Origin of the sequence: Loktanella sp. DJP18 (assembly GCF_049310965.1) — a bacterium.
Taxonomy (GTDB): Bacteria; Pseudomonadota; Alphaproteobacteria; order Rhodobacterales; family Rhodobacteraceae; genus Loktanella.
This window is the reverse complement of the sequence record NZ_JBMERN010000032.1, coordinates 24,020-42,182: the sequence shown is the minus strand read 5'-3', so window position 1 is coordinate 42,182 and position 18,163 is coordinate 24,020. Positions and strand designations below refer to the sequence as shown.

At 63.4% G+C, this 18,163-nt stretch carries 18 protein-coding genes; 16 read left to right on the top strand and 2 right to left on the bottom strand.

Annotation, left to right across the window (positions count from 1 at the left end; genetic code table 11):
• The 3 genes from ACOI1H_RS11515 to ACOI1H_RS11505 all read left to right on the top strand — a co-directional run.
• On the top strand, positions 1-703 hold a 703-nt coding region (locus ACOI1H_RS11515), incomplete at its 5' end, for a VPLPA-CTERM sorting domain-containing protein (RefSeq protein ID WP_422437583.1).
• Positions 704-1,108: 405 nt separating this feature from the next.
• On the top strand, positions 1,109-1,759 hold the full coding sequence (locus ACOI1H_RS11510; RefSeq protein WP_422437581.1) for an SRPBCC family protein: 651 nt from the start codon (positions 1,109-1,111) through the stop codon (positions 1,757-1,759).
• A gap of 1 nt (position 1,760) precedes the next feature.
• Positions 1,761-2,945: a zinc-dependent alcohol dehydrogenase gene (locus tag ACOI1H_RS11505; protein ID WP_422437580.1), complete on the top strand. Its 1,185-nt coding sequence runs from the start codon at positions 1,761-1,763 to the stop codon at positions 2,943-2,945.
• A gap of 114 nt (positions 2,946-3,059) precedes the next feature.
• Here the strand turns inward: ACOI1H_RS11505 and ACOI1H_RS11500 are convergent, their stop codons facing one another.
• The gene (locus ACOI1H_RS11500; protein ID WP_422437578.1) at positions 3,060-3,377 is read right to left on the bottom strand and encodes a MocE family 2Fe-2S type ferredoxin; all 318 of its coding nucleotides are present in this window, start codon (positions 3,375-3,377) and stop codon (positions 3,060-3,062) included.
• Between the two features lie 11 nt (positions 3,378-3,388).
• Complete coding sequence (locus ACOI1H_RS11495) at positions 3,389-4,450, bottom strand: fatty acid desaturase family protein (protein WP_422437576.1); 1,062 nt, start codon at positions 4,448-4,450, stop codon at positions 3,389-3,391.
• Between the two features lie 162 nt (positions 4,451-4,612).
• Here ACOI1H_RS11495 and ACOI1H_RS11490 point away from each other — a divergent pair, with 162 nt between their 5' ends.
• The 13 genes from ACOI1H_RS11490 to iolB all read left to right on the top strand — a co-directional run bounded on the left by ACOI1H_RS11490 (position 4,613) and on the right by iolB (position 18,160).
• Positions 4,613-5,647 carry a LacI family DNA-binding transcriptional regulator gene (locus tag ACOI1H_RS11490; RefSeq protein ID WP_422437575.1) on the top strand — a complete coding sequence of 345 codons (1,035 nt, stop codon included), beginning with the start codon at positions 4,613-4,615 and terminating at the stop codon, positions 5,645-5,647.
• 124 nt (positions 5,648-5,771) lie between these two features.
• Entirely contained in the window at positions 5,772-6,587 is an 816-nt protein-coding gene (locus tag ACOI1H_RS11485; protein WP_422437574.1) for a TIM barrel protein, read from the top strand.
• 77 nt (positions 6,588-6,664) lie between these two features.
• Positions 6,665-7,609: a sugar ABC transporter substrate-binding protein gene (locus ACOI1H_RS11480; RefSeq protein ID WP_422437572.1), complete on the top strand. Its 945-nt coding sequence runs from the start codon at positions 6,665-6,667 to the stop codon at positions 7,607-7,609.
• A gap of 97 nt (positions 7,610-7,706) precedes the next feature.
• A complete protein-coding gene (locus tag ACOI1H_RS11475) occupies positions 7,707-8,789 on the top strand; it encodes an ABC transporter permease (protein ID WP_422437571.1) in 1,083 nt (360 codons plus the stop codon).
• An 11-nt stretch (positions 8,790-8,800) separates the two neighbouring features.
• A complete protein-coding gene (locus ACOI1H_RS11470) occupies positions 8,801-9,574 on the top strand; it encodes an ATP-binding cassette domain-containing protein (protein WP_422437569.1) in 774 nt (257 codons plus the stop codon).
• Positions 9,571-10,335, top strand: a complete 765-nt coding sequence (locus tag ACOI1H_RS11465; protein WP_422437568.1) for an SDR family oxidoreductase — start codon at positions 9,571-9,573, stop codon at positions 10,333-10,335. Before ACOI1H_RS11470 ends, ACOI1H_RS11465 begins: the two co-directional genes overlap by 4 nt.
• Positions 10,336-10,350: 15 nt before the next feature.
• Entirely contained in the window at positions 10,351-11,355 is a 1,005-nt protein-coding gene (iolG, locus tag ACOI1H_RS11460; protein ID WP_422437567.1) for an inositol 2-dehydrogenase, read from the top strand.
• The gene (locus tag ACOI1H_RS11455) at positions 11,352-13,250 is read left to right on the top strand and encodes a bifunctional 5-dehydro-2-deoxygluconokinase/5-dehydro-2-deoxyphosphogluconate aldolase (protein ID WP_422437566.1); all 1,899 of its coding nucleotides are present in this window, start codon (positions 11,352-11,354) and stop codon (positions 13,248-13,250) included. The genes iolG and ACOI1H_RS11455 overlap by 4 nt, the downstream gene beginning before the upstream one ends.
• On the top strand, positions 13,247-15,073 hold the full coding sequence (iolD, locus tag ACOI1H_RS11450; protein ID WP_422437564.1) for a 3D-(3,5/4)-trihydroxycyclohexane-1,2-dione acylhydrolase (decyclizing): 1,827 nt from the start codon (positions 13,247-13,249) through the stop codon (positions 15,071-15,073). The genes ACOI1H_RS11455 and iolD overlap by 4 nt, the downstream gene beginning before the upstream one ends.
• The gene (iolE, locus tag ACOI1H_RS11445; protein ID WP_422437563.1) at positions 15,070-15,975 is read left to right on the top strand and encodes a myo-inosose-2 dehydratase; all 906 of its coding nucleotides are present in this window, start codon (positions 15,070-15,072) and stop codon (positions 15,973-15,975) included. Before iolD ends, iolE begins: the two co-directional genes overlap by 4 nt.
• 9 nt (positions 15,976-15,984) lie before the next feature.
• Positions 15,985-17,142: a phytanoyl-CoA dioxygenase family protein gene (locus tag ACOI1H_RS11440; RefSeq protein WP_422437561.1), complete on the top strand. Its 1,158-nt coding sequence runs from the start codon at positions 15,985-15,987 to the stop codon at positions 17,140-17,142.
• Positions 17,139-17,336, top strand: coding sequence for a hypothetical protein (locus ACOI1H_RS11435; RefSeq protein WP_422437560.1), 198 nt, complete (start codon positions 17,139-17,141; stop codon positions 17,334-17,336). The genes ACOI1H_RS11440 and ACOI1H_RS11435 overlap by 4 nt, the downstream gene beginning before the upstream one ends.
• Positions 17,333-18,160 carry a 5-deoxy-glucuronate isomerase gene (gene iolB / locus ACOI1H_RS11430; protein WP_422437558.1) on the top strand — a complete coding sequence of 276 codons (828 nt, stop codon included), beginning with the start codon at positions 17,333-17,335 and terminating at the stop codon, positions 18,158-18,160. The genes ACOI1H_RS11435 and iolB overlap by 4 nt, the downstream gene beginning before the upstream one ends.
• Positions 18,161-18,163: the final 3 nt, after the last annotated feature.

Genomic DNA, 18,163 nt, shown 5'->3' with positions numbered 1-18,163 from the left:
GAATATTGTCAAAATAGGTTTGGGTGCTTTGACCATGATCGGCGGACTGGCGGTTGCGAACGCTGCCGCAGCTGCGACCATCAATTTCAACACCTCCTACAATGCACCACAGGCTGGGCCGTTGTCCTTCACGAATGGCAGCGAGACGGTCAACGTCAGCGGCAGTCGCGTTGACGGCAGCGGCAATGCGTTCGCCGGAACTGCCCTGATCGCCAGCTATACCTCCAGCAATGGTGGGCTGGGGATTTGCACCAGTGGATTGGACACGCACGGTGTCGGCGATTGTGACAGCTGGGGTTGGTGGGAGCATACGTACGATGACCACCTGATCGACGGCAAAAAGGCCGGCGGAGGGGCGTTCGAGATGGCGTTCTTCGATTTTGGCACGATGATGGTCGCCCTGACCGGCATCACGTTCAGCTACGCCGACGGCAACGATGACTTCGACCTCAAGCTGTCCGACGGCACATTCGTCAGCAATCTTGGCCTGACCAACAACGGCAGCAACCGCACTTACTCCTTTGCGACCCCCTACAAGGGCTCGATCTTTGGCATCGGCGCGAACCACAGCAGCGACGGGTTCAAGATCCGCTCGATCAGCTATGACGTCGTGCCGCCCGCCGTTCCCGTACCCGCCGCAGGTTTTCTGCTGATCGGTGCGCTTGCCGGATTTGGAGCTTTGCGTCGCCGCAAGGCAAGCTGATTTTCCTAAAGAATTTTTCATGACGTCACGGCCGGATTTCACAATCCGGCCGTTTTTTCTTGCCTGAAGCAAATTCAGAGCATCGTCCCGACAGACCAAAGATCCGCCGTGCTTCCAGAACCTGCACGAACGCGGTCGTCGCGATCCCCAGGTGGCGTGATCTCTGAAGCGGCGGACACGCTGGATTGGGCCACACCCATTCCGTCATCGGCCTGCGATGTCGCAAGTATATCCCATGCCCGCGTCCTAGACCTTTTGTCCGGCGACCCCGACGTGATGACAATTCATTCGGAACCGAAAGCATGACGTGTCGTTCTGCACAGACAGGTTTGGCGGTGACGGACATCCGAACGGCACTTGAGCCTTGGGGCTGCGACCGTCACGCAGAATAGCTGGAGGGAAGGCATGATGGATTCACGTGACACCGGCCGAAAAGGCAGGATGGGCTTTCTGGCGGCCACGGCTGTCGGGTTGGCGGGACTGACGCTGCTGTATCAGGTCGAGAGCCGGAACAAGGTCGCCGTCCGGCCACCGGACAGCGCACCGGGTCGCACCAGTCGGCAACGAAGATTTGGCCGTCACGCGGTCGTCGGTCGCACCGTGACGATCGCCCGGTCCCGTCAAGAGGTCTACGCCTACTTTCGCGACTTCAGGAATCTGCCGACCTTCATGGAAAATGTCCGCCACATCAGCGTGGACGGCGACCTGACCCGCTGGACCATCAAGGGTCCGATGGGCCGGGACGTGCATCTGGAGACGCGGATCGTCGAGGATCGCGAAGGTTCCGAAATCTCTTGGCAGTCCACCGCCGATTCAGGGATCGAAACCAGCGGCAAGGTCCTGTTCCGCGATGCACCCGGCGGACGCGGCACAGAGGTCGAGGCGATCATCGCCTATGTGCCGCCGATGGGCGAATTGGGCCGCTGGATCGCCAAGGCGTTTCAGGCCGAACCACACGTGCAAGGCCGCCGCGAGCTCAAGCGGCTGAAGATGCTGCTGGAGACGGGCGAGATCGCCACCTCTGCCAACCGCAAGACCGACACCGAAGGAGAATGACATGCGCGCCCTGACCTGGCATGGAAAGCACGACGTCCGCGTGGATACAGTGCCTGACCCCGAGATCGTCAATCCTCGCGATGCGATCATCGAAATCACCTCGACCGCGATTTGTGGGTCCGACCTGCACCTTTACGACGGGGTGATCCCCGGCATGATGGCGGGCGATATCCTTGGCCACGAATTCATGGGTCGCGTGGTGGACGTGGGTCCGAAAAGCACCCTCAAGAAAGGCCAGCGCGTCGTGGTGCCGTTCACCATATCCTGCGGAGCCTGCTTCTTCTGCCAGAAGCAGCTGTATTCGGCCTGCGACAACACCAATCCCGTGGAAAAGCAGGATGTGACCGAGAACCTTTACGGTCATGCCGTCAGCGCCCTGTTCGGATATTCGCACCTGACCGGCGGCTATCCGGGAGGGCAGGCGGAATACGTTCGGGTGCCGTTTTCCGACATCGGGCCGATCGACATTCCCGAAGGTCTTGATGACGATCAGGTGCTGTTTCTGTCCGACATCCTGCCCACTGGCTGGATGGCGGCCGAGAACGCGCAGATCGAGGATGGCGACACCGTTGCAGTCTGGGGCTGCGGCCCGGTCGGCCTCTTCGCCATTCAGGCTGCCCGCCTGATGGGGGCCGCCCGCGTGATCGCGATCGATGAATTCCCCGCCCGGCTCGACCTGGCGCGCAAGCTGGGGGCGGACGTCATCGACTTCAAACAAACCCACGTGCTGGAGGCCTTGATGGAGATGTCAGGTGGCTTTGGCCCGGATGCCGTGATCGACGCCGTCGGCATGGAATCGCACAGCTTCGCCCCGGACACCGTGCTTGACAACATCAAGCAGAATATCGGTGCCGGTGCCGACAGCGGCCATGCCCTGCGCGAGGCGATCATGGCCGTGCGTAAGGGGGGGCGAATTTCGATCCCCGGGGTCTATGGCGGTTTTCTGGACAAGTTTCCGCTGGGTGCCCTGATGGAAAAGGGCGTGCAGGTCAGGTCCGGACAAACCCATGTGCAACGTTACCTGCCGGATTTGCTGCGCCGGATCGGCGAAGGCGAGATCGACACCACGTTCCTGATTTCTCACCGTCTGTCGCTGGAAGACGCGCCACGAGGCTATGAGAACTTCCGCTACAACCAGAACGACTGGACCAAGGTCGTCCTGAAGCCGGGCATGAATGGGACCTGAAAGCAAATCCCCGCGCAATCGCATAGGTCCCCTTGCAGACCCGTAAGTCCTGATCCTCGCGATGCGAAGGCGCGTTTGCCTTCAGCGCGCGCGGGTCGGCGACGGTGGGGCGCTTCAGTCGTCCAGTCCGATCATCACCCGGTCACCGTTGATGCGCGTCGGGTAGCTGTGCAGATTCACACAGACCGGCGCGCGCAGTGCGGCACCCGTGCGGTAATCGAAGCGGCCGTTGTGCTTGGGACATTCGATCGTGTGATCCATCACCAATCCGTCGGCCAGATGGACCTGCTCATGGGTGCAAAGCCCGTCCGTGCAAAAGTATGCGTCGTCCGGGCTGCGGTAGATGGCAAAGGTCCGACCCTCGTGGTCGAACCGGATGACATCCTCTGGGTCGATATCATGGATGGTGCAGGCATTAATCCAGGTGGTCATGGCGATATCCTTCAGGTGGGGATCAGGCCGTCGACAGCCGCGGCGTGCAGGTCGTCGCGGTAGGGGCGGGCGGTGGTCGGGAGGGTGCGGGTCAGGAAGTGATCCTCGTTCCTCAACTGGCGGCGCAGGACCGGCCAGACCTCGACATAGGCGGCAAGGATGGAGGGGCTGGGCGCGGGCAGGTCATGGCGGATCGCGGCGTGCAGGTCCGGCAGGCGGTGATACGGCACCATCGGGAACATGTGGTGTTCGACGTGATAATTCATGTTCCAGTAGATGAAGCGGCTGACAGGGTTCATCAGTACGGTGCGCGAATTCAAGCGGTGATCGTTCACGTTGTCCGCCAGCCCGGCGTGTTGCAGCACTCCAGTCATCACGTGGTGCCAGGCACCGTAAAGCCGGGGCAATCCGATCAGCATCACCGGTATGATGGACCCCGTCGCGATGGCGATCCCGATGGTTGCCGCATAGATGGCAACCCAGATGCGGGCGATACGGATCACCTTCGGCTGTTCGCTTTCCGGGACCCATGTCGCCTCTTCCGCGTCCAGACGACCGCTGGCGTTGCGCAGCATCCTACTCCACCCTTGCAAGGCATCCAGAATGCCGAAGACGTTCAACAGCAGCCGTAACAGCGCGGGCGGGCGCATGACGGCGATCTCGGGGTCGCGGCCGACGATGACCGTGTCCGTGTGGTGGCGCGCGTGGCTCCACCGCCAGACGACCGGATTGCGCACCATGCAGAAGCTGGCGATCTGATAGAGGGCGTCGTTCATCCATGACGTGCGGAACGCGGTCCCGTGGCCGCATTCGTGCCAGCGGCTGTCCATTGCGGACCCGTACAGGACGCCGTAACCGAGCCAGAACGGAACGGCCCACACATTGCCCCACAACATTACGCCGCCTGCTGCCAGAGCGATCATCAGACCGAACAGGATCGCGGTGTCGCGGATCGCCGGCGCGTCGCGGCGCTGCATCAGCGCCTTCATGTCCTTGCGTGGCAAGTCGGTATGGTACCAATCGGCGGCGGACAGACCGGTCGCGACGGCCTGTTCGGCGTCGGGTCCGGTCATGGAATAGTCTCGAGGCATGGCGTCGTTCCCTGTGCGTGATGCACCACCAGCCTTACGAAACCGCGTGGCGATCGGCCCAGAGAAAACCGCAGGAACCTTTCATAATCGGTCAGGCGTCGATAGAAGTCATGATGGAATCACATCAAATCGAATGAGGTTATCATGGCCCGCCGACCGACCATCGACGATCTTGCAAGGACATCCGGCGTCAGTGTCGCGACAGTCGACCGGGTCCTGAATGGCAGGGCCCGGGTAAGAGAGGAAACCGCCCGCAAGGTCTACGAGGCGGCGCAGGAGATCGGCTATCACGCAGCGGGACTGATCAATCAACGCATGCAAGCGGACCGGCCTGTCGTGCGCGTCGGGTTCGTCCTGCACAAGCAGGCGCAGGCCTTTTACAAGGCGTTCCACGCCGCGATCCTGTCCGCGGCGGCGGGGCAGGACAAGGTCCGCATCGTTCCGCGCATCGTCTTTTCCCCATCGCAGTCACCTGGCGATTTCGCAGCCTGCATGGAAGATCTGGCACGCGATTGCGATTGCATCGCCGCCACGGCCGTCAGCCACAACACGATCACCGAAAAGGTCGTCAGCCTGCGCGCGCGGGGCATTCCCTGCTTTGCGCTGCTCAATGACTTTGCCCAAGGCGAAAGGCAAAGCTACATGGGGCTGAACAATATCAAGGTCGGACGCATCGCCGCGTCCATGGTGCATCTGGCCGCGAAAGAGCCGGGCAAGCTGGCGGTGTTTGTCGGCGGCTATCGCTGGCATGGGCATGAACTGCGTGAGACGGGCTTTCGCAGCTACATCCGCGAATTCGCGCAGGATTTTCAGATCATGGATACGCTGGTCAATCTGGAAACGCGGCAAGTCACCTACGAGGCGACACTGGACCTGCTGGACCGCAACCGCCATCTGCGCGGCATCTATTGTGCAGGCGGCGGGATGGAAGGGGCAATTGCCGCCGTCAGAGAGCTGCGCGCGCCCGGCGACGTAGCGCTCGTTGTTAACGAGCTGACACCTGAAAGCCGCGCGGCATTGGTGGATCGCTATGTCACGATGGTCATCGCCACGCCGCTGGCGCGTTTATGCGCAGACGTGATGGGCCACATGATCGACGCCAAGCTGCACGATGCGCTTCCCATCGTCGGGCAGCATTTTCTGCAGCCGGACCTGTTCCTGCCGGAAAGCGTCTCATGATGTCATACCATCATGCTTGACGGTCATCCTATCAGGCATGACAGAAAGGGTCGTGAATGGATTGACCGAATCTGTCTTCGCGCGGCAACGTGCCACACGACAAAGAGCGGCTCGGGGAAAAGTCATGGCGCAGGCGTTCGGCATCAATCACATGACGGTCCCCGGTTTGCGATATGACGCGTTGCTGGATCTGGCCGTCAGCGTCGGCGCGGTCGGGGTCGAGTTCCGCAACGATCTGTCAGCGCCGCTGTTCCACGGACACGCACCCGCCATCGTGGCCGACGCCGCCCGCAGCCGGGGATTGCGCATCCTTGCGCTGGCCGAAGTGAAATCCTTCAATGACTATGGTCCTGCGAAAGAGGAGGAGGCGAAGGCCTTGATCGCGGTCGCCAAGGCCTGCGGCGCAGAGGCGGTGGCCCTGATCCCGCGCAACGACGGTTGGGGCGTCGACGTGCCCCGCGACAACCTGAAGCGCGCGCTGGACGGCCTGCTGCCGCTGCTGCGCGATGCCGGTCTGGTCGGTCTGGTCGAACCCTTGGGATTCACGGTCAGTTCGCTGCGTCACAAGTCAGACGCGGTCGCCGTGATCGCCACAATGGACGCCGGCGACACGATCAAGCTGGTGCATGACACATTCCATCACGCATTGGCTGGCGGCGGCGCGTTCCATGCGGCGCAGACCGGCCTCGTGCATATCTCCGGCGTGACCGATCCCGGCCCCGCTTTCGACGAGATGACGGATGCACATCGCGTGCTGGTCGACGGCGATGACCGGTTGGGCAATCTGGCACAGATCGCTGCGCTGCGGGCCGACGGCTATTCCGGCCCGCTGTCGTTCGAGCCCTTTTCGCCGTTGGTTCATGATCTGGCCGATCCGGCACCGGCATTGCGCGCATCCATGACATTCATCACGGCGGGCCTGTCCCAAATGGCAGCCTGACGCGACGATAAAGCCCCGGGAGGGGGTTTCCGGCAAAACGATTTCAGGTGCGCCGGACACCGGTTTGGGAGGACGACATGAAAAAGACCTTGATCGCGGCGGGCATCGCCTCGCTTCTGTCCACGACGGCGATGGCAGAGAACATCGGCGTGTCGATGGCGCGCTTCGACGACAACTTCTTGACCGTGCTGCGCAACGGCATGATCGCAACGGCCGAAGGCATGGACGGCGTGACCCTGCAGGTCGAGGACGCGCAGGACGACGTGGCCAAGCAGTTGGACCAGATCAACAACTTCGTGGCCTCTGGCGTGGATGCGATCATCGTGAACGCGGTCGACACATCTGCGACCGAAGCCATGTCGCAGGCGGCCGAGGCTGCCGGCGTGCCATTGGTCTATGTCAACCGCGAGCCGATCAACGTCGACACGCTGCCCGACAACCAGGCCTTCGTCGCATCCAACGAGGTCGACTCCGGCACGCTGGAGACGATGGAAGTCTGCCGCCTGCTGGCCGAGGCCGGCAAGACCGAGGCGAACATCTATGTCATGATGGGCCAGCTGTCGAACCAGGCCGCCGTGCAGCGCACCGCCGACATCCACGACGTGATGGCATCGGGCAACTGCGGCGTGACCTTGAACATCCTTGACGAACAGACCGCCAACTGGTCGCGCGACGAGGCGCAGAACCTTATGACCAACTGGTTGTCCACCGGTGAGACGTTCGACGCCGTGATCGCCAACAACGACGAGATGGCACTGGGTGCCATTCAGGCGATGAAGGCGGGCGGCGTCGCGATGGATGCCGTGATCGTGGCCGGTGTGGATGCGACCCAGGACGCGCTGGCCGCGATGCAGGCAGGCGATCAGGACGTGACCGTGTTCCAGGATGCCGCAGGGCAGGGTGCCGGAGCGCTGGACGCGGCGCTGAAACTGGCCAGGGGCGAAACGGTGGAGCAGAAGGTCTACGTGCCGTTCCAGCTGGTGACACCTGCGAACGTCGCCGATTTCATCAGCAAGAACTGATCCGATCTCGGATTGACCGGGGCGGCAGGGTGCTGCCCCGGTCACGACCCCGATGGCGCGATTTGGTCGCCACGGGAATTTGCGGGGGACACCACACATGGCAAGATCGCCACAACCGTCGCATGGCGTCGGCGGGCTGACCTTCGACGCGCGGAAGCGGTCCTGGCCGAACGAGGCCAATGTCTTCATCGCACTGGTCATCATAATCTTGGTGTTCGAGACGCTGGGCCAGATGCTGATGGGCCAGAGCTTCCTGTTCGACAGCGGCGATCGCTTCGGGTCGATCTTCAATGAACAGCGGTTGCAGATCATCATCCTGCAGGTCGCCATCATCGGCATCATCGCGATCGGCGTGACGCAGGTCATCATTCTGGGCGGCATCGACCTGTCGTCGGGGTCCATCGTCGGGGCCACAGCGATGATCGCGATGAGTTTTGCACAGGTCGAGATCGTGAACGGCAATCCCAACCCGAGGGCCATGTTCGGCCCCGCATTGCTGGACCTGCCGGTCATCGTGCCGATCCTTGTGGGCCTTGCCTGTGGTGTCATTGCCGGCATGATCAACGGGCTGCTGATCGCCTACACCCGGATACCGCCCTTCATCGCGACGCTTGGCATGTTGGTCAGTGCCCGCGGCGTGGCCAAATGGTGGTCCAAGGGTCAGCCGATTTCGTTTCCCACCGACAGCTATGCGGAGATCGGCAAGGGCATGACACCGGTCTTCATCTTTCTGGCGATCGCCGTCCTGTTCCACCTGATCATGAAGTACACCGTCTACGGCAAGCATACCTACGCCATCGGATCGAACGAGGATGCAGCCCGCATGTCCGGCATCAAGGTGCAGCGGCACAAGGTGCTGGTCTATACCATCGCCGCGATGCTGGCCGCCGTGGCCGCCCTTGTCCTCAGCTCCAAGAACCTGACGGCGCAGGCGGGCATGGGCGTGATCTACGAACTCTATGCCATCGCGATGGCCGTGATCGGCGGCGTGTCGTTGCGCGGCGGGCGCGGGTCGATCATCGGCACCGTCATCGGGGCCTTGATCTTCGGCGTGATCCAGTCCGGTTTCACCTTTCTGCGGCTGGATGCCTATTACCAGGAAATGGTCCTGGGCGCGATCATCGTGGGGGCCGTGGTGCTGGACCAATGGCGCCAGCAACGCGCCGGGGCGAAATCATGACGGGGGCGCAGATGTCGGACATCATCCTCAAGACCGAAGGCCTGACCAAGCATTACGGCGGCGTCCATGCCTTGTCGGATGCGGATTTCGAAATCCACGCCGGCGAACATGTAGCGATCATGGGCGACAACGGTGCGGGCAAGTCGACCTTCGTGCGCCAGATCACCGCAGTCGAACAGCGCACGCGCGGCACGGTCACCTTTGACGGAAAGAAGGTGCAGTTCGACGGCCCGATGGCCGCGCGCCAGGCGGGCATCGAGACGGTGTTCCAGAACCTCGCGCTTGCCGACGATCTGGACGTGCCGGACAACCTCTTTCTGGGGCGAGAGCTGGTGAAGTTCCGGCTCGGGCCATTCTCCATCCTTGACTACAAGGCAATGCGCCGCGCGACAGAAGAAGGCTTGAACAAGACCGGCGTGAAGATCCCGAATCTGAACAACGCGATCCGGAACATGTCGGGCGGCCAGCGCCAGTGCGTCGCCATCGCCCGCACCGCGACGTTTCATTCCAAGCTGACGATTATGGACGAACCGACCGCGGCGCTGGGCGTACAGGAAACCCTGCAGGTCGAAAACATCATCCGCACGCTGAAAGAGGCGGGTGAACCGCTGATCCTGATCTCGCACAACATGCGGCAGGTGATGGACCTGTGCGACCGGATCGTGGTGTTCCGCCGCGGCCGGATCGTCGCCAACCTGCGCAAGGAGGACACCGACGGTCAGGATGTCGTGGCCTACATCACGGGTGCCAAGACGCAGCCGGAATACGCGGAGGGTGCGCTGTGATCCACGCCGAGACCGCCGCGCTGATCATCGGCGGCACGCAGGGGCTGGGTCTGGCCATCGCGCGTGCGCTGATGGATCAAGGCTGCACCCGCATCGTCATCACCGGCCGCGACGCGGCCAAGGGCGAGGCTGCGGCACAGAGGATCGGGGCGGTGTTCATGGCACTCGATCTGGCTGACGCCTCCGACGTCATCGCCACGGTGAACCGCGCCAGAGACAGGCTTGGCGATCTGACCGCGCTGGTCAACGCGGCCGCGCTGACGGACCGGGGCGGCATCCGCGACACGACACCCGAAGACTTTGACCGGATGATGGCCGCGAACGTCCGCGCACCTTTCTTTGCGATCCAGACCTTTGCCAATCTGGCCATCGCGGCGGGCCATCCGGCGCAGGTGGTCAACATCCTGTCGATGGCCGCGCACTGCGGTCAGACATTCCTCGCCCCTTATTCCGCATCCAAGGCCGCCTTGCTGAACATCACGAAAAATGCGGCCAACGCCCTGCGGCATGACCGCATCCGTGTGAATGGCCTGAACTGCGGCTGGATGGATACCCCGGGCGAGGACATGATCCAGCGCAAATATCATGGTGGCGGCGACGATTGGCTGCAAAAGGCCGAGGCGTCGCAGCCCATGGGCACGCTTGTCAAACCCGATCACGTCGCGACACTCGCCGCCTATCTGCTGGGGTCCGGGTCCGGTGTCATCACCGGGTCCATCATCGATTTCGACCAGAACGTCTCCGGGTCATATCCCGAATAAACAAGAGTAGATCACATGACAGTTTCCTTTGCCGTCCTCGGCGCTGGCCGTATCGGTCAAGTCCACGCCAATGCCATTGCATCGGTCCCCGGCGCGCGCCTCACCGCCATCGCGGACCCCGTGGCCGAGGCGTCCCGCCGCGTAGCCGACCTCCATGGCTGCGACATTCGCGACATCGACACGATCCTCGCGTCCGACGATATCGATGCCGTCGTGATCTGCACGCCCACCGACACCCACGCCGACCTGATCGAGCGTGCGGCGAAGGCCGGAAAGGCGATCTTTTGCGAAAAGCCGGTCGATCTGGACGTGCGCCGGGTGAAGGCCTGCCTGCAAACGGTCAAGGACACCGGAACGACCCTGATGGTCGGCTTTCAGCGCCGGTTCGATCCGGATTTCCGCGCCCTGCGCGACATGATCGATGCTGGCAAGATCGGAGAGGTCGAGATGGTGACGCTGACCTCCCGCGATCCCGGCGCACCGCCGATCGCCTACATCGAACGGTCCGGCGGCATCTTCCGCGACATGACGATCCACGACTTCGACGTCGCCCGCTGGATGCTGGGCGAGGAGGTGGAGACCGTCATGGCCGCTGCGTCCAATCTGGTGGACCCGGCGATCGGCAAGGCCGGCGACTTCGACACCGTCAATGTCATCCTGACAACTGCGTCAGGCAAGCAGTGCACGATCAACAACACGCGCCGCGCGACGTATGGCTACGACCAGCGGATCGAAGTGCATGGATCGCTTGGATCACTGGCCGCCGACAACCACCACAAGTCCCGCGTGACCTTTGCCAACGGTGACGGCTACACCAAGCCGCCGCTACTGGATTTCTTCATGACCCGCTATACCGCCGCCTATGCCGCCGAAATCGCGTCCTTCGTGCAGGCCGTTGAAGGCAAGACGGCCACCGCGACCACCGGACACGACGGCCTCATGGCGCTCGCCTTGGCCGACGCGGCGCTGCGGTCCGTGAAGGAGGGCCGCGCGGTCAAGGTGTCAGAGGTCCTCGCGTGACCGACCTCGACCTCATCACCATCGGGCGCAGTTCCGTCGATCTGTATGGCGCACAGGTCGGCGGGCGACTGGAGGACATGCGGTCGTTCGACAAGTACATCGGCGGCAGCCCCACCAACATCGCCTGCGGCACGGCCCGGCTGGGGCTGAGGTCGGGCCTGATCACGGGTGTCGGTGACGAACACATGGGCCGCTTCATCCGCGAGGAATTGCTGCGCGAAGGCGTCGACGTGACCGGTGTGAAGACCGACCCGGACCGGCTGACCGCGCTGGTGCTGCTGGGAATCCGGGATCAGGACAGCTTTCCCCTGATCTTCTACCGCGAAAACTGCGCCGACATGGGGCTGACCGTCGATGACATCGACCCCGCCTATATCGGCCGCGCGCGCTGCGTCGTGGCGACCGGCACCCACCTGAGCCACACCGACACCGCCGCCGCGGTGCGGAAGGCGCTGGACATTGCTCGCAAGAATGGTGCCAGGACCGCACTCGACATCGACTATCGTCCGAACCTGTGGGGCGTGGCCGGCCATGGCGACGGCGAGAGTCGTTTCGTCGAAAGCGCCGCCGTGACGACGAAACTGCAAGCCACCCTGCATCTGTTCGACCTGATCGTCGGGACCGAGGAAGAATTTCACATTGCCGGCGGCACGACCGACACCATCGCCGCCCTGCGTGCCGTGCGCGCGGTGTCGGGTGCCACGCTGGTCTGCAAGCGCGGCCCGATGGGGGCTGCCGCCTTCACCGGCGACATTCCCGGCAGCCTTGATGACGGGCAGGCGGGGCCCGGTTTCGGGGTCGAGGTCTTCAACGTGCTGGGGGCTGGCGACGGTTTCATGTCGGGCCTTTTAAAAGGCTGGCTGGACGGTGCCGACTGGCCGACCGCGCTGACCTATGCCAATGCCTGCGGTGCCTTTGCCGTCAGCCGTCATGGCTGCACGCCCGCCTATCCGTCCTGGGCGGAATTGCAGTTCTTTCTGGACCGGGGCGTCAAGGAAAAGGCGCTGCGCAAGGATATGGCGCTGGAACAGGTCCACTGGGCCACTAATCGCGCGCTGGATTGGCCCGACCTGCGGGTCTTTGCCTATGACCACCGGATGCAGCTCGAGGCGCTGGCGGGTGCCACGCCTGCAAGGATCGGCGCGTTCAAAGAGTTGTGCCTCGCGGCCACGCATCAGGTGGCGAACGGTCGCCCTGGCTATGGCCTGCTGTGCGATGACCGGCTGGGCCGCGACGCGCTATATGCCGCCGCGGGTTCCGGCCTTTGGATCGGGCGACCTGTGGAATGGCCCGGGTCGCGCCCGCTGACGTTGGAACCGGGGATCGGGCCCGATTATGGCGGCCTGTCCGAATGGCCCCGCGATCAGGTGGTGAAGGTGCTGTGCTTCTACCACCCCGCCGACGATGCCGCGATGAAAGCGGATCAGGAATCCACCGTCACCCGTCTGTTCCACGCCTGCCGCCGCAACCGGCTGGAAATGTTGCTGGAGGTGATCCCCTCCAAGGCCGGACCCGTCGACGACGACACGACAGCGCAGGTGATCCAGCGCTTCTACGATATCGGGATCTACCCTGACTGGTGGAAGCTGGAACCGCTGGCGACCGACGTCGCATGGCAGAATGCCTGCGACGCCATCGCCCGCAACGATCCCCACACGCGCGGCATCGTGATCCTTGGCCTCGGCGAAAGCGAAGATACGCTGAAGGCCAGCTTTGCCGCCGCGGCCCGGCACGCTCTGGTCAAGGGATTCGCCGTCGGCCGCACGATCTTTGCCGATCCGGCCGCCGACTGGTTCGCGGGTCGCATCGACGACGCCACCGCCACCGCCCGCATGGCCGAAACCTATGCCCGGCTGTGCGATCACTGGGACACTGCAAGAAAGACGACGCCATGACGACCATCCGACTGACCGCCGCACAGGCCATGATCCGCTGGCTTTCAGTCCAGATGACCGAAGGCGGCGACCCGTTCTTTGCCGGATGCTGGGGCATCTTCGGTCACGGCAATGTCGCGGGACTGGGCGAGGCGCTCTATGCGTCCCGCGACACGTTCCAGACGTTTCGTGGTCACAACGAACAGACGATGGCCCACGCGGCCATTGCCTTTGCCAAGCAGTCCGGGCGCCAGCGGGCCATGATGGTGACTTCGTCCATCGGGCCGGGGGCCACGAACATGGTAACGGCGGCGGCGCTGGCGCATGTGAACCGTTTGCCGGTGCTGTACGTGCCGGGCGACATCTTTGCCAGCCGCGGCCCTGACCCTGTGCTGCAACAGACCGAGGTTTTCAATGACGGCACCGTCAGCGCCAACGACTGCTTTCGCCCGGTCAGCCGCTATTTCGACAGGCTCATGCGGCCCGAACACCTGCTGACGGCCCTGCCGCGCACCATGCGGACCCTGACCGATCCTGCCGACTGCGGGCCGGTCACGCTTGCCTTCTGTCAGGACGTGCAGGCCGAGGCGTTCGACTACCCTGCCGACTTCTTTGAGCCGAAGATCTGGGCGCGCAAACGCCCTCGTCCGGATGACGGCGAATATGCCGAGGCGCTCGCCGCGATCAAGGCGGCGAAGCGCCCGGTCATCGTCGCGGGTGGCGGTGTGCATTACAGCGATGCGGCGGCGGCCCTTGCCGATTTCGCGACCGCGCACGGAATCCCCGTGGTGGAAACGCAGGCGGGCAAGTCGGCGCTGGCCTGGGATCATCCGATGAACCTTGGCCCCGTGGGTGTCACCGGGGCGGCGAGTGCGAACGACGCCTGCGCGCAGGCCGATGTGGTCATCGGGATCGGTACGCGGTTCCAGGATTTCACCACCGGGTCATGGGGCCTGTTCAACGGTTCGGCCACGCTGATCGGCATCAACGTGAACGCCTACGACAGTGCGAAACATGGCGCACTGCCGCTGCAGGCGGACGCACGGATTGCGCTGGACATGCTGCATGCCGATCTGGGCAGCTGGTCGGCGCAGACCGAAACCGGGCAGGCCAAGGCGGCCTGGTTTGCCGCTGTCGATCCCCTGACCGACGCGCCAGCCGACGGCAACGCCCTGCCCACGGACATGCAAGTCGTCGGCGCGGTGCAACGCAGTGCGACCGAACATACAGTCATCATGTCCGCCGCAGGCACCATGCCCGGAGAGTTGCACAAGCTGTGGAAGGCCACGCGCCCCATGTCCTATCATATGGAATACGGCTTTTCCTGCATGGGCTATGAAATCGCCGGTGCCATGGGCATCAAGATGGCGCAGCCTGACCGCGACGTGATCTGCATGATCGGCGACGGCAGCTACATGATGGCGAACTCCGAACTGGCCACCGCCGCGATGATGGGGATCAAGATCACTCTCGTGCTGACCGACAACCGAGGGTTCGGCTGCATCAACCGGTTGCAGCGCGGCACCGGCGGGGCAGAGTTCAACAACCTGCTGGACTCGTCTTATGGTGGTGCGGCGTCCAACATCGATTTTGCCGCGCACGCGGCCAGCATGGGGGCCGCGTCTGTGCATGTGGCCAATATCGCGGAACTGGAAACCGCATTGACCCGCGCAAAGGACGCCGATGGCCCCTTCGTCATCGTGATCGATACCGACCCCCATGCCTCCACCGATCCGGGCGGGACGTGGTGGGAGGTCGCGGTGCCGCAGGTCAGCGACCGCACGTCCGTCAACCAGGCGCGCACAGCCTACGAGGCCGCGCTGAAAGAAAGACACCTGACATGAACGTCAAGATCGGAATCTCTCCCATTGCCTGGCAGAACGACGACCTGCCGGAACTGACCGCCGCCTACACGATGGAACAGGCCCTGCGCGAGGCGCGGCAGATCGGTTTTACCGGGGTTGAGCGCGGCCAGCGGATGCCGCAGGACACCGAAGGCCTGCGCGCCTATCTGGAAGAGGCGGATATCGCCCTGTGCGGTGGCTGGTGTTCGGGCAATCTGCTGGTGCAGGACGTTCCCGCCGAATGCGCCGCGATCCAGCAGCAGGTGACGCAGTTCATCGATCTGAACTCGCCCTGTCTGGTTTATGCGGAATGCTCCAACACCGTGCAGGGCCATCCCAACACACCTGTCAATGACCGTCCGAAACTGTCGCGGGACGAGGTGCGCGCCTATGGTGCTAAGCTGTCCGAGGTCGCGAAATGGATGGCCGATCAAGGCATAATGCTGGCCTACCATCATCACATGGGGTCCATCATCGAAAGCGAGGCGGACATCGATGCGCTCATGGACGGATCGAGCGAGGAGGTCACCTTGCTGTTCGACACCGGCCATCTGCATTTCGGCGGCGGCAACGTGCTGGCGACGCTGGACCGCTGGGGCCACCGGGTGCGTCACGTCCACTTCAAGGACGTGCGCGATGACCGCGCACAACTGATCCGTCGCGACAACAAGAGCTTTCTTGACGGTGTCATCGCCGGGGCCTTCACCGTGCCGGGCGACCCCGAAGGCTGCATTGATTTCGCGGCTGTGACGCACAGGCTGGCGACGATGGATTACGCAGGCTGGATCGTGGTCGAGGCGGAACAGGACCCTGCCAAGGCACCACCCTACGACTATTCCAAGATGGGGTTCGATCACATCGTCAAGCTGTGCGGCGATGCCGGCCTGACCATCGACAGCTAGGGGAATATCATGGACGGTAATGCCACGTATTTCAGCCCGACCGGCTGCCACACAAACGACCTGATCGCCCTGATCGACCGAACCCTGACGCCGCAGGAGGTGCCGCAGGCTGCGCAGATCGTCAGGAACGTGCCGATTTACGACATGGCGGAGCTGTCCGGCATGCTGGACGATCCCGGACGTCGCCCCGGCCTGCTGGCGGAATGGGCGGATGTGCTGCGCCATACCGCAGGTGTGCTGGTGCTGCGCAAAGCCTATGCGGACACAGGGCCTGTGGACGCGGCGACCGCCATTTTCGGCGCGATCATCGCAGACGAGGCGGCGGGTGGTGCCAAAGCCGACCACTTTGCCGCGGTCGGCAACAACGCGCGCGTCTGGAATGCGGCGCAGAAGCTGTGTTTGCGTGACCCTGCCACCTTTGCCGCCTACCACGGCAATACCGCCATCGCGGCCGTATGCGAGGCATGGCTCGGTCCCGACTATCAGGTCACGGCGCAGGTCAACCTCGTTCGTCCCGGCGGGCAGGCGCAGACTGCCCACCGCGACTATCACCTCGGCTTCAAGACGGCCGCCGACGCCGCCCGCTTTCCGGCCCATGTGCATGAATTGACCGCCGCCCTGACCTTGCAAGGGGCCGTCGCCCACAGCGACATGCCGATCGAATCCGGTCCCACAAAACTGCTGCCCTTCAGCCAGCTTTACGCGCCCGGCTACCTGGCCTTCCACGATGACGCCCACCGCGCCTTGTTCGAGGCGCGACACGTCCAGCTGCCGCTTTTCAAAGGCGACGCGCTGTTTTTCAATCCGGCGCTGTTCCACGGAGCCGGTGCCAATACCAGCGTGGGCGTGCAGCGCATGGCGAACCTGTTGCAGATATCCTCGGCCTTTGGCCGTGCGATGGAGACGCTGGACCGCATCGCGATGTCCAAGGCGCTGTACCCGGCCCTGTGCAGTTCCCATGACCTGACCCCCGCCCAGATCGACGCCGCGATTGCCGCCTGTGCAGAAGGCTACGCCTTTCCCACGAACCTTGACACCGACCCGCCCGTCGGCGGTCTGGCCCCGCAAAGTCAGGCTGACCTGATGCGGCAAGGGCTGGCCGAAGGTTGGACGCCGGACACCTTTGCCGCGCGGCTGGATATGACGGAATCGAGGCGACGCGCGTGAATCGTTTTCTGGACCTGCAACTTGCGTTCTTTATCCCGCTGTGGCGCCGGATTGCCGTCGTCGCCGTCAGCGGCGGCTGCGCCGTGGTTGAATTCGCGACAGGATCGGCCTTCTTCGGAATGATCTTTGCGGCCATGGGACTGTGGGCCGCTTACAGCTTTTTTATCATCTTCGACCCAAAGGACCCGACATGACCGATCTGCTGCGCCGCCCCACCGCCACGACGGGCAAGGTCCACGACATCACGGTCGCCAGTGCGCGCGGCCCGCAGTCGGCTGACTGGGGCTATGTCGGCTTTGGCCTGCACCGCCTTGCGCCCGGCGACACCGTGACGGATCAGACCGGCGACCGCGAGGTCATCCTCGTGCTGGTCGAAGGCCGTGCCGACGTGCAGGCCGCAGGGCAGGACTGGGGCGAGATGGGAGACCGTCTGGACGTGTTCGACAGGACGCCGCCGCATTGCCTTTATATCCCCGGCAATGAAGACTGGACCGCGACCGCAATTACCTCCTGCACGCTGGCGGTCTGCACTGCACCCGCAAAAGGCGACTATCCGGCCCGCCGCCTGGGTCCCGACGGCATCAGTTTGACGCCGCGCGGCAAAGGCACCAATACACGCTACATCAACAACATTGCCATGGAAGACCGCGACGTCGCGGGATCGTTGCTGGTCACCGAGGTCTTCACCCCCAGCGGCCACTGGTCATCCTACCCGCCGCACCGCCACGACGAAGACGACTTTCCCAACATGACCTACCTCGAGGAAACCTATTACCACCGCATGAACCCCGCGCAGGGCTATGGCCACCAGCGCGTCTTTACCGACGACGGCAGCCTTGACGAAACGCTAAGCGTGCAAAACCACGATGTCGTTCTTGTCCCACGCGGTCACCACCCCTGCGGTGTCCCCTACGGATACGAAATGTATTACCTGAACGTCATGGCCGGACCCCTGCGCAAATGGCGTTTCAATAATCATCCGGATCACGACTGGATCGCCAAACGCGACGCACCTTGATGC

Coding starts and splice junctions, on each gene's coding strand:
- ACOI1H_RS11510 (WP_422437581.1), top strand. CDS start 1,109: ATGATGGATTCACGTGACACCGGCCGAAAAGGCAGGATGGGCTTTCTG.
- ACOI1H_RS11505 (WP_422437580.1), top strand. CDS start 1,761: ATGCGCGCCCTGACCTGGCATGGAAAGCACGACGTCCGCGTGGATACA.
- ACOI1H_RS11500 (WP_422437578.1), bottom strand. CDS start 3,377: ATGACCACCTGGATTAATGCCTGCACCATCCATGATATCGACCCAGAG.
- ACOI1H_RS11495 (WP_422437576.1), bottom strand. CDS start 4,450: ATGACCGGACCCGACGCCGAACAGGCCGTCGCGACCGGTCTGTCCGCC.
- ACOI1H_RS11490 (WP_422437575.1), top strand. CDS start 4,613: ATGGCCCGCCGACCGACCATCGACGATCTTGCAAGGACATCCGGCGTC.
- ACOI1H_RS11485 (WP_422437574.1), top strand. CDS start 5,772: ATGGCGCAGGCGTTCGGCATCAATCACATGACGGTCCCCGGTTTGCGA.
- ACOI1H_RS11480 (WP_422437572.1), top strand. CDS start 6,665: ATGAAAAAGACCTTGATCGCGGCGGGCATCGCCTCGCTTCTGTCCACG.
- ACOI1H_RS11475 (WP_422437571.1), top strand. CDS start 7,707: ATGGCAAGATCGCCACAACCGTCGCATGGCGTCGGCGGGCTGACCTTC.
- ACOI1H_RS11470 (WP_422437569.1), top strand. CDS start 8,801: ATGTCGGACATCATCCTCAAGACCGAAGGCCTGACCAAGCATTACGGC.
- iolG (WP_422437567.1), top strand. CDS start 10,351: ATGACAGTTTCCTTTGCCGTCCTCGGCGCTGGCCGTATCGGTCAAGTC.
- iolD (WP_422437564.1), top strand. CDS start 13,247: ATGACGACCATCCGACTGACCGCCGCACAGGCCATGATCCGCTGGCTT.
- iolE (WP_422437563.1), top strand. CDS start 15,070: ATGAACGTCAAGATCGGAATCTCTCCCATTGCCTGGCAGAACGACGAC.
- ACOI1H_RS11440 (WP_422437561.1), top strand. CDS start 15,985: ATGGACGGTAATGCCACGTATTTCAGCCCGACCGGCTGCCACACAAAC.
- iolB (WP_422437558.1), top strand. CDS start 17,333: ATGACCGATCTGCTGCGCCGCCCCACCGCCACGACGGGCAAGGTCCAC.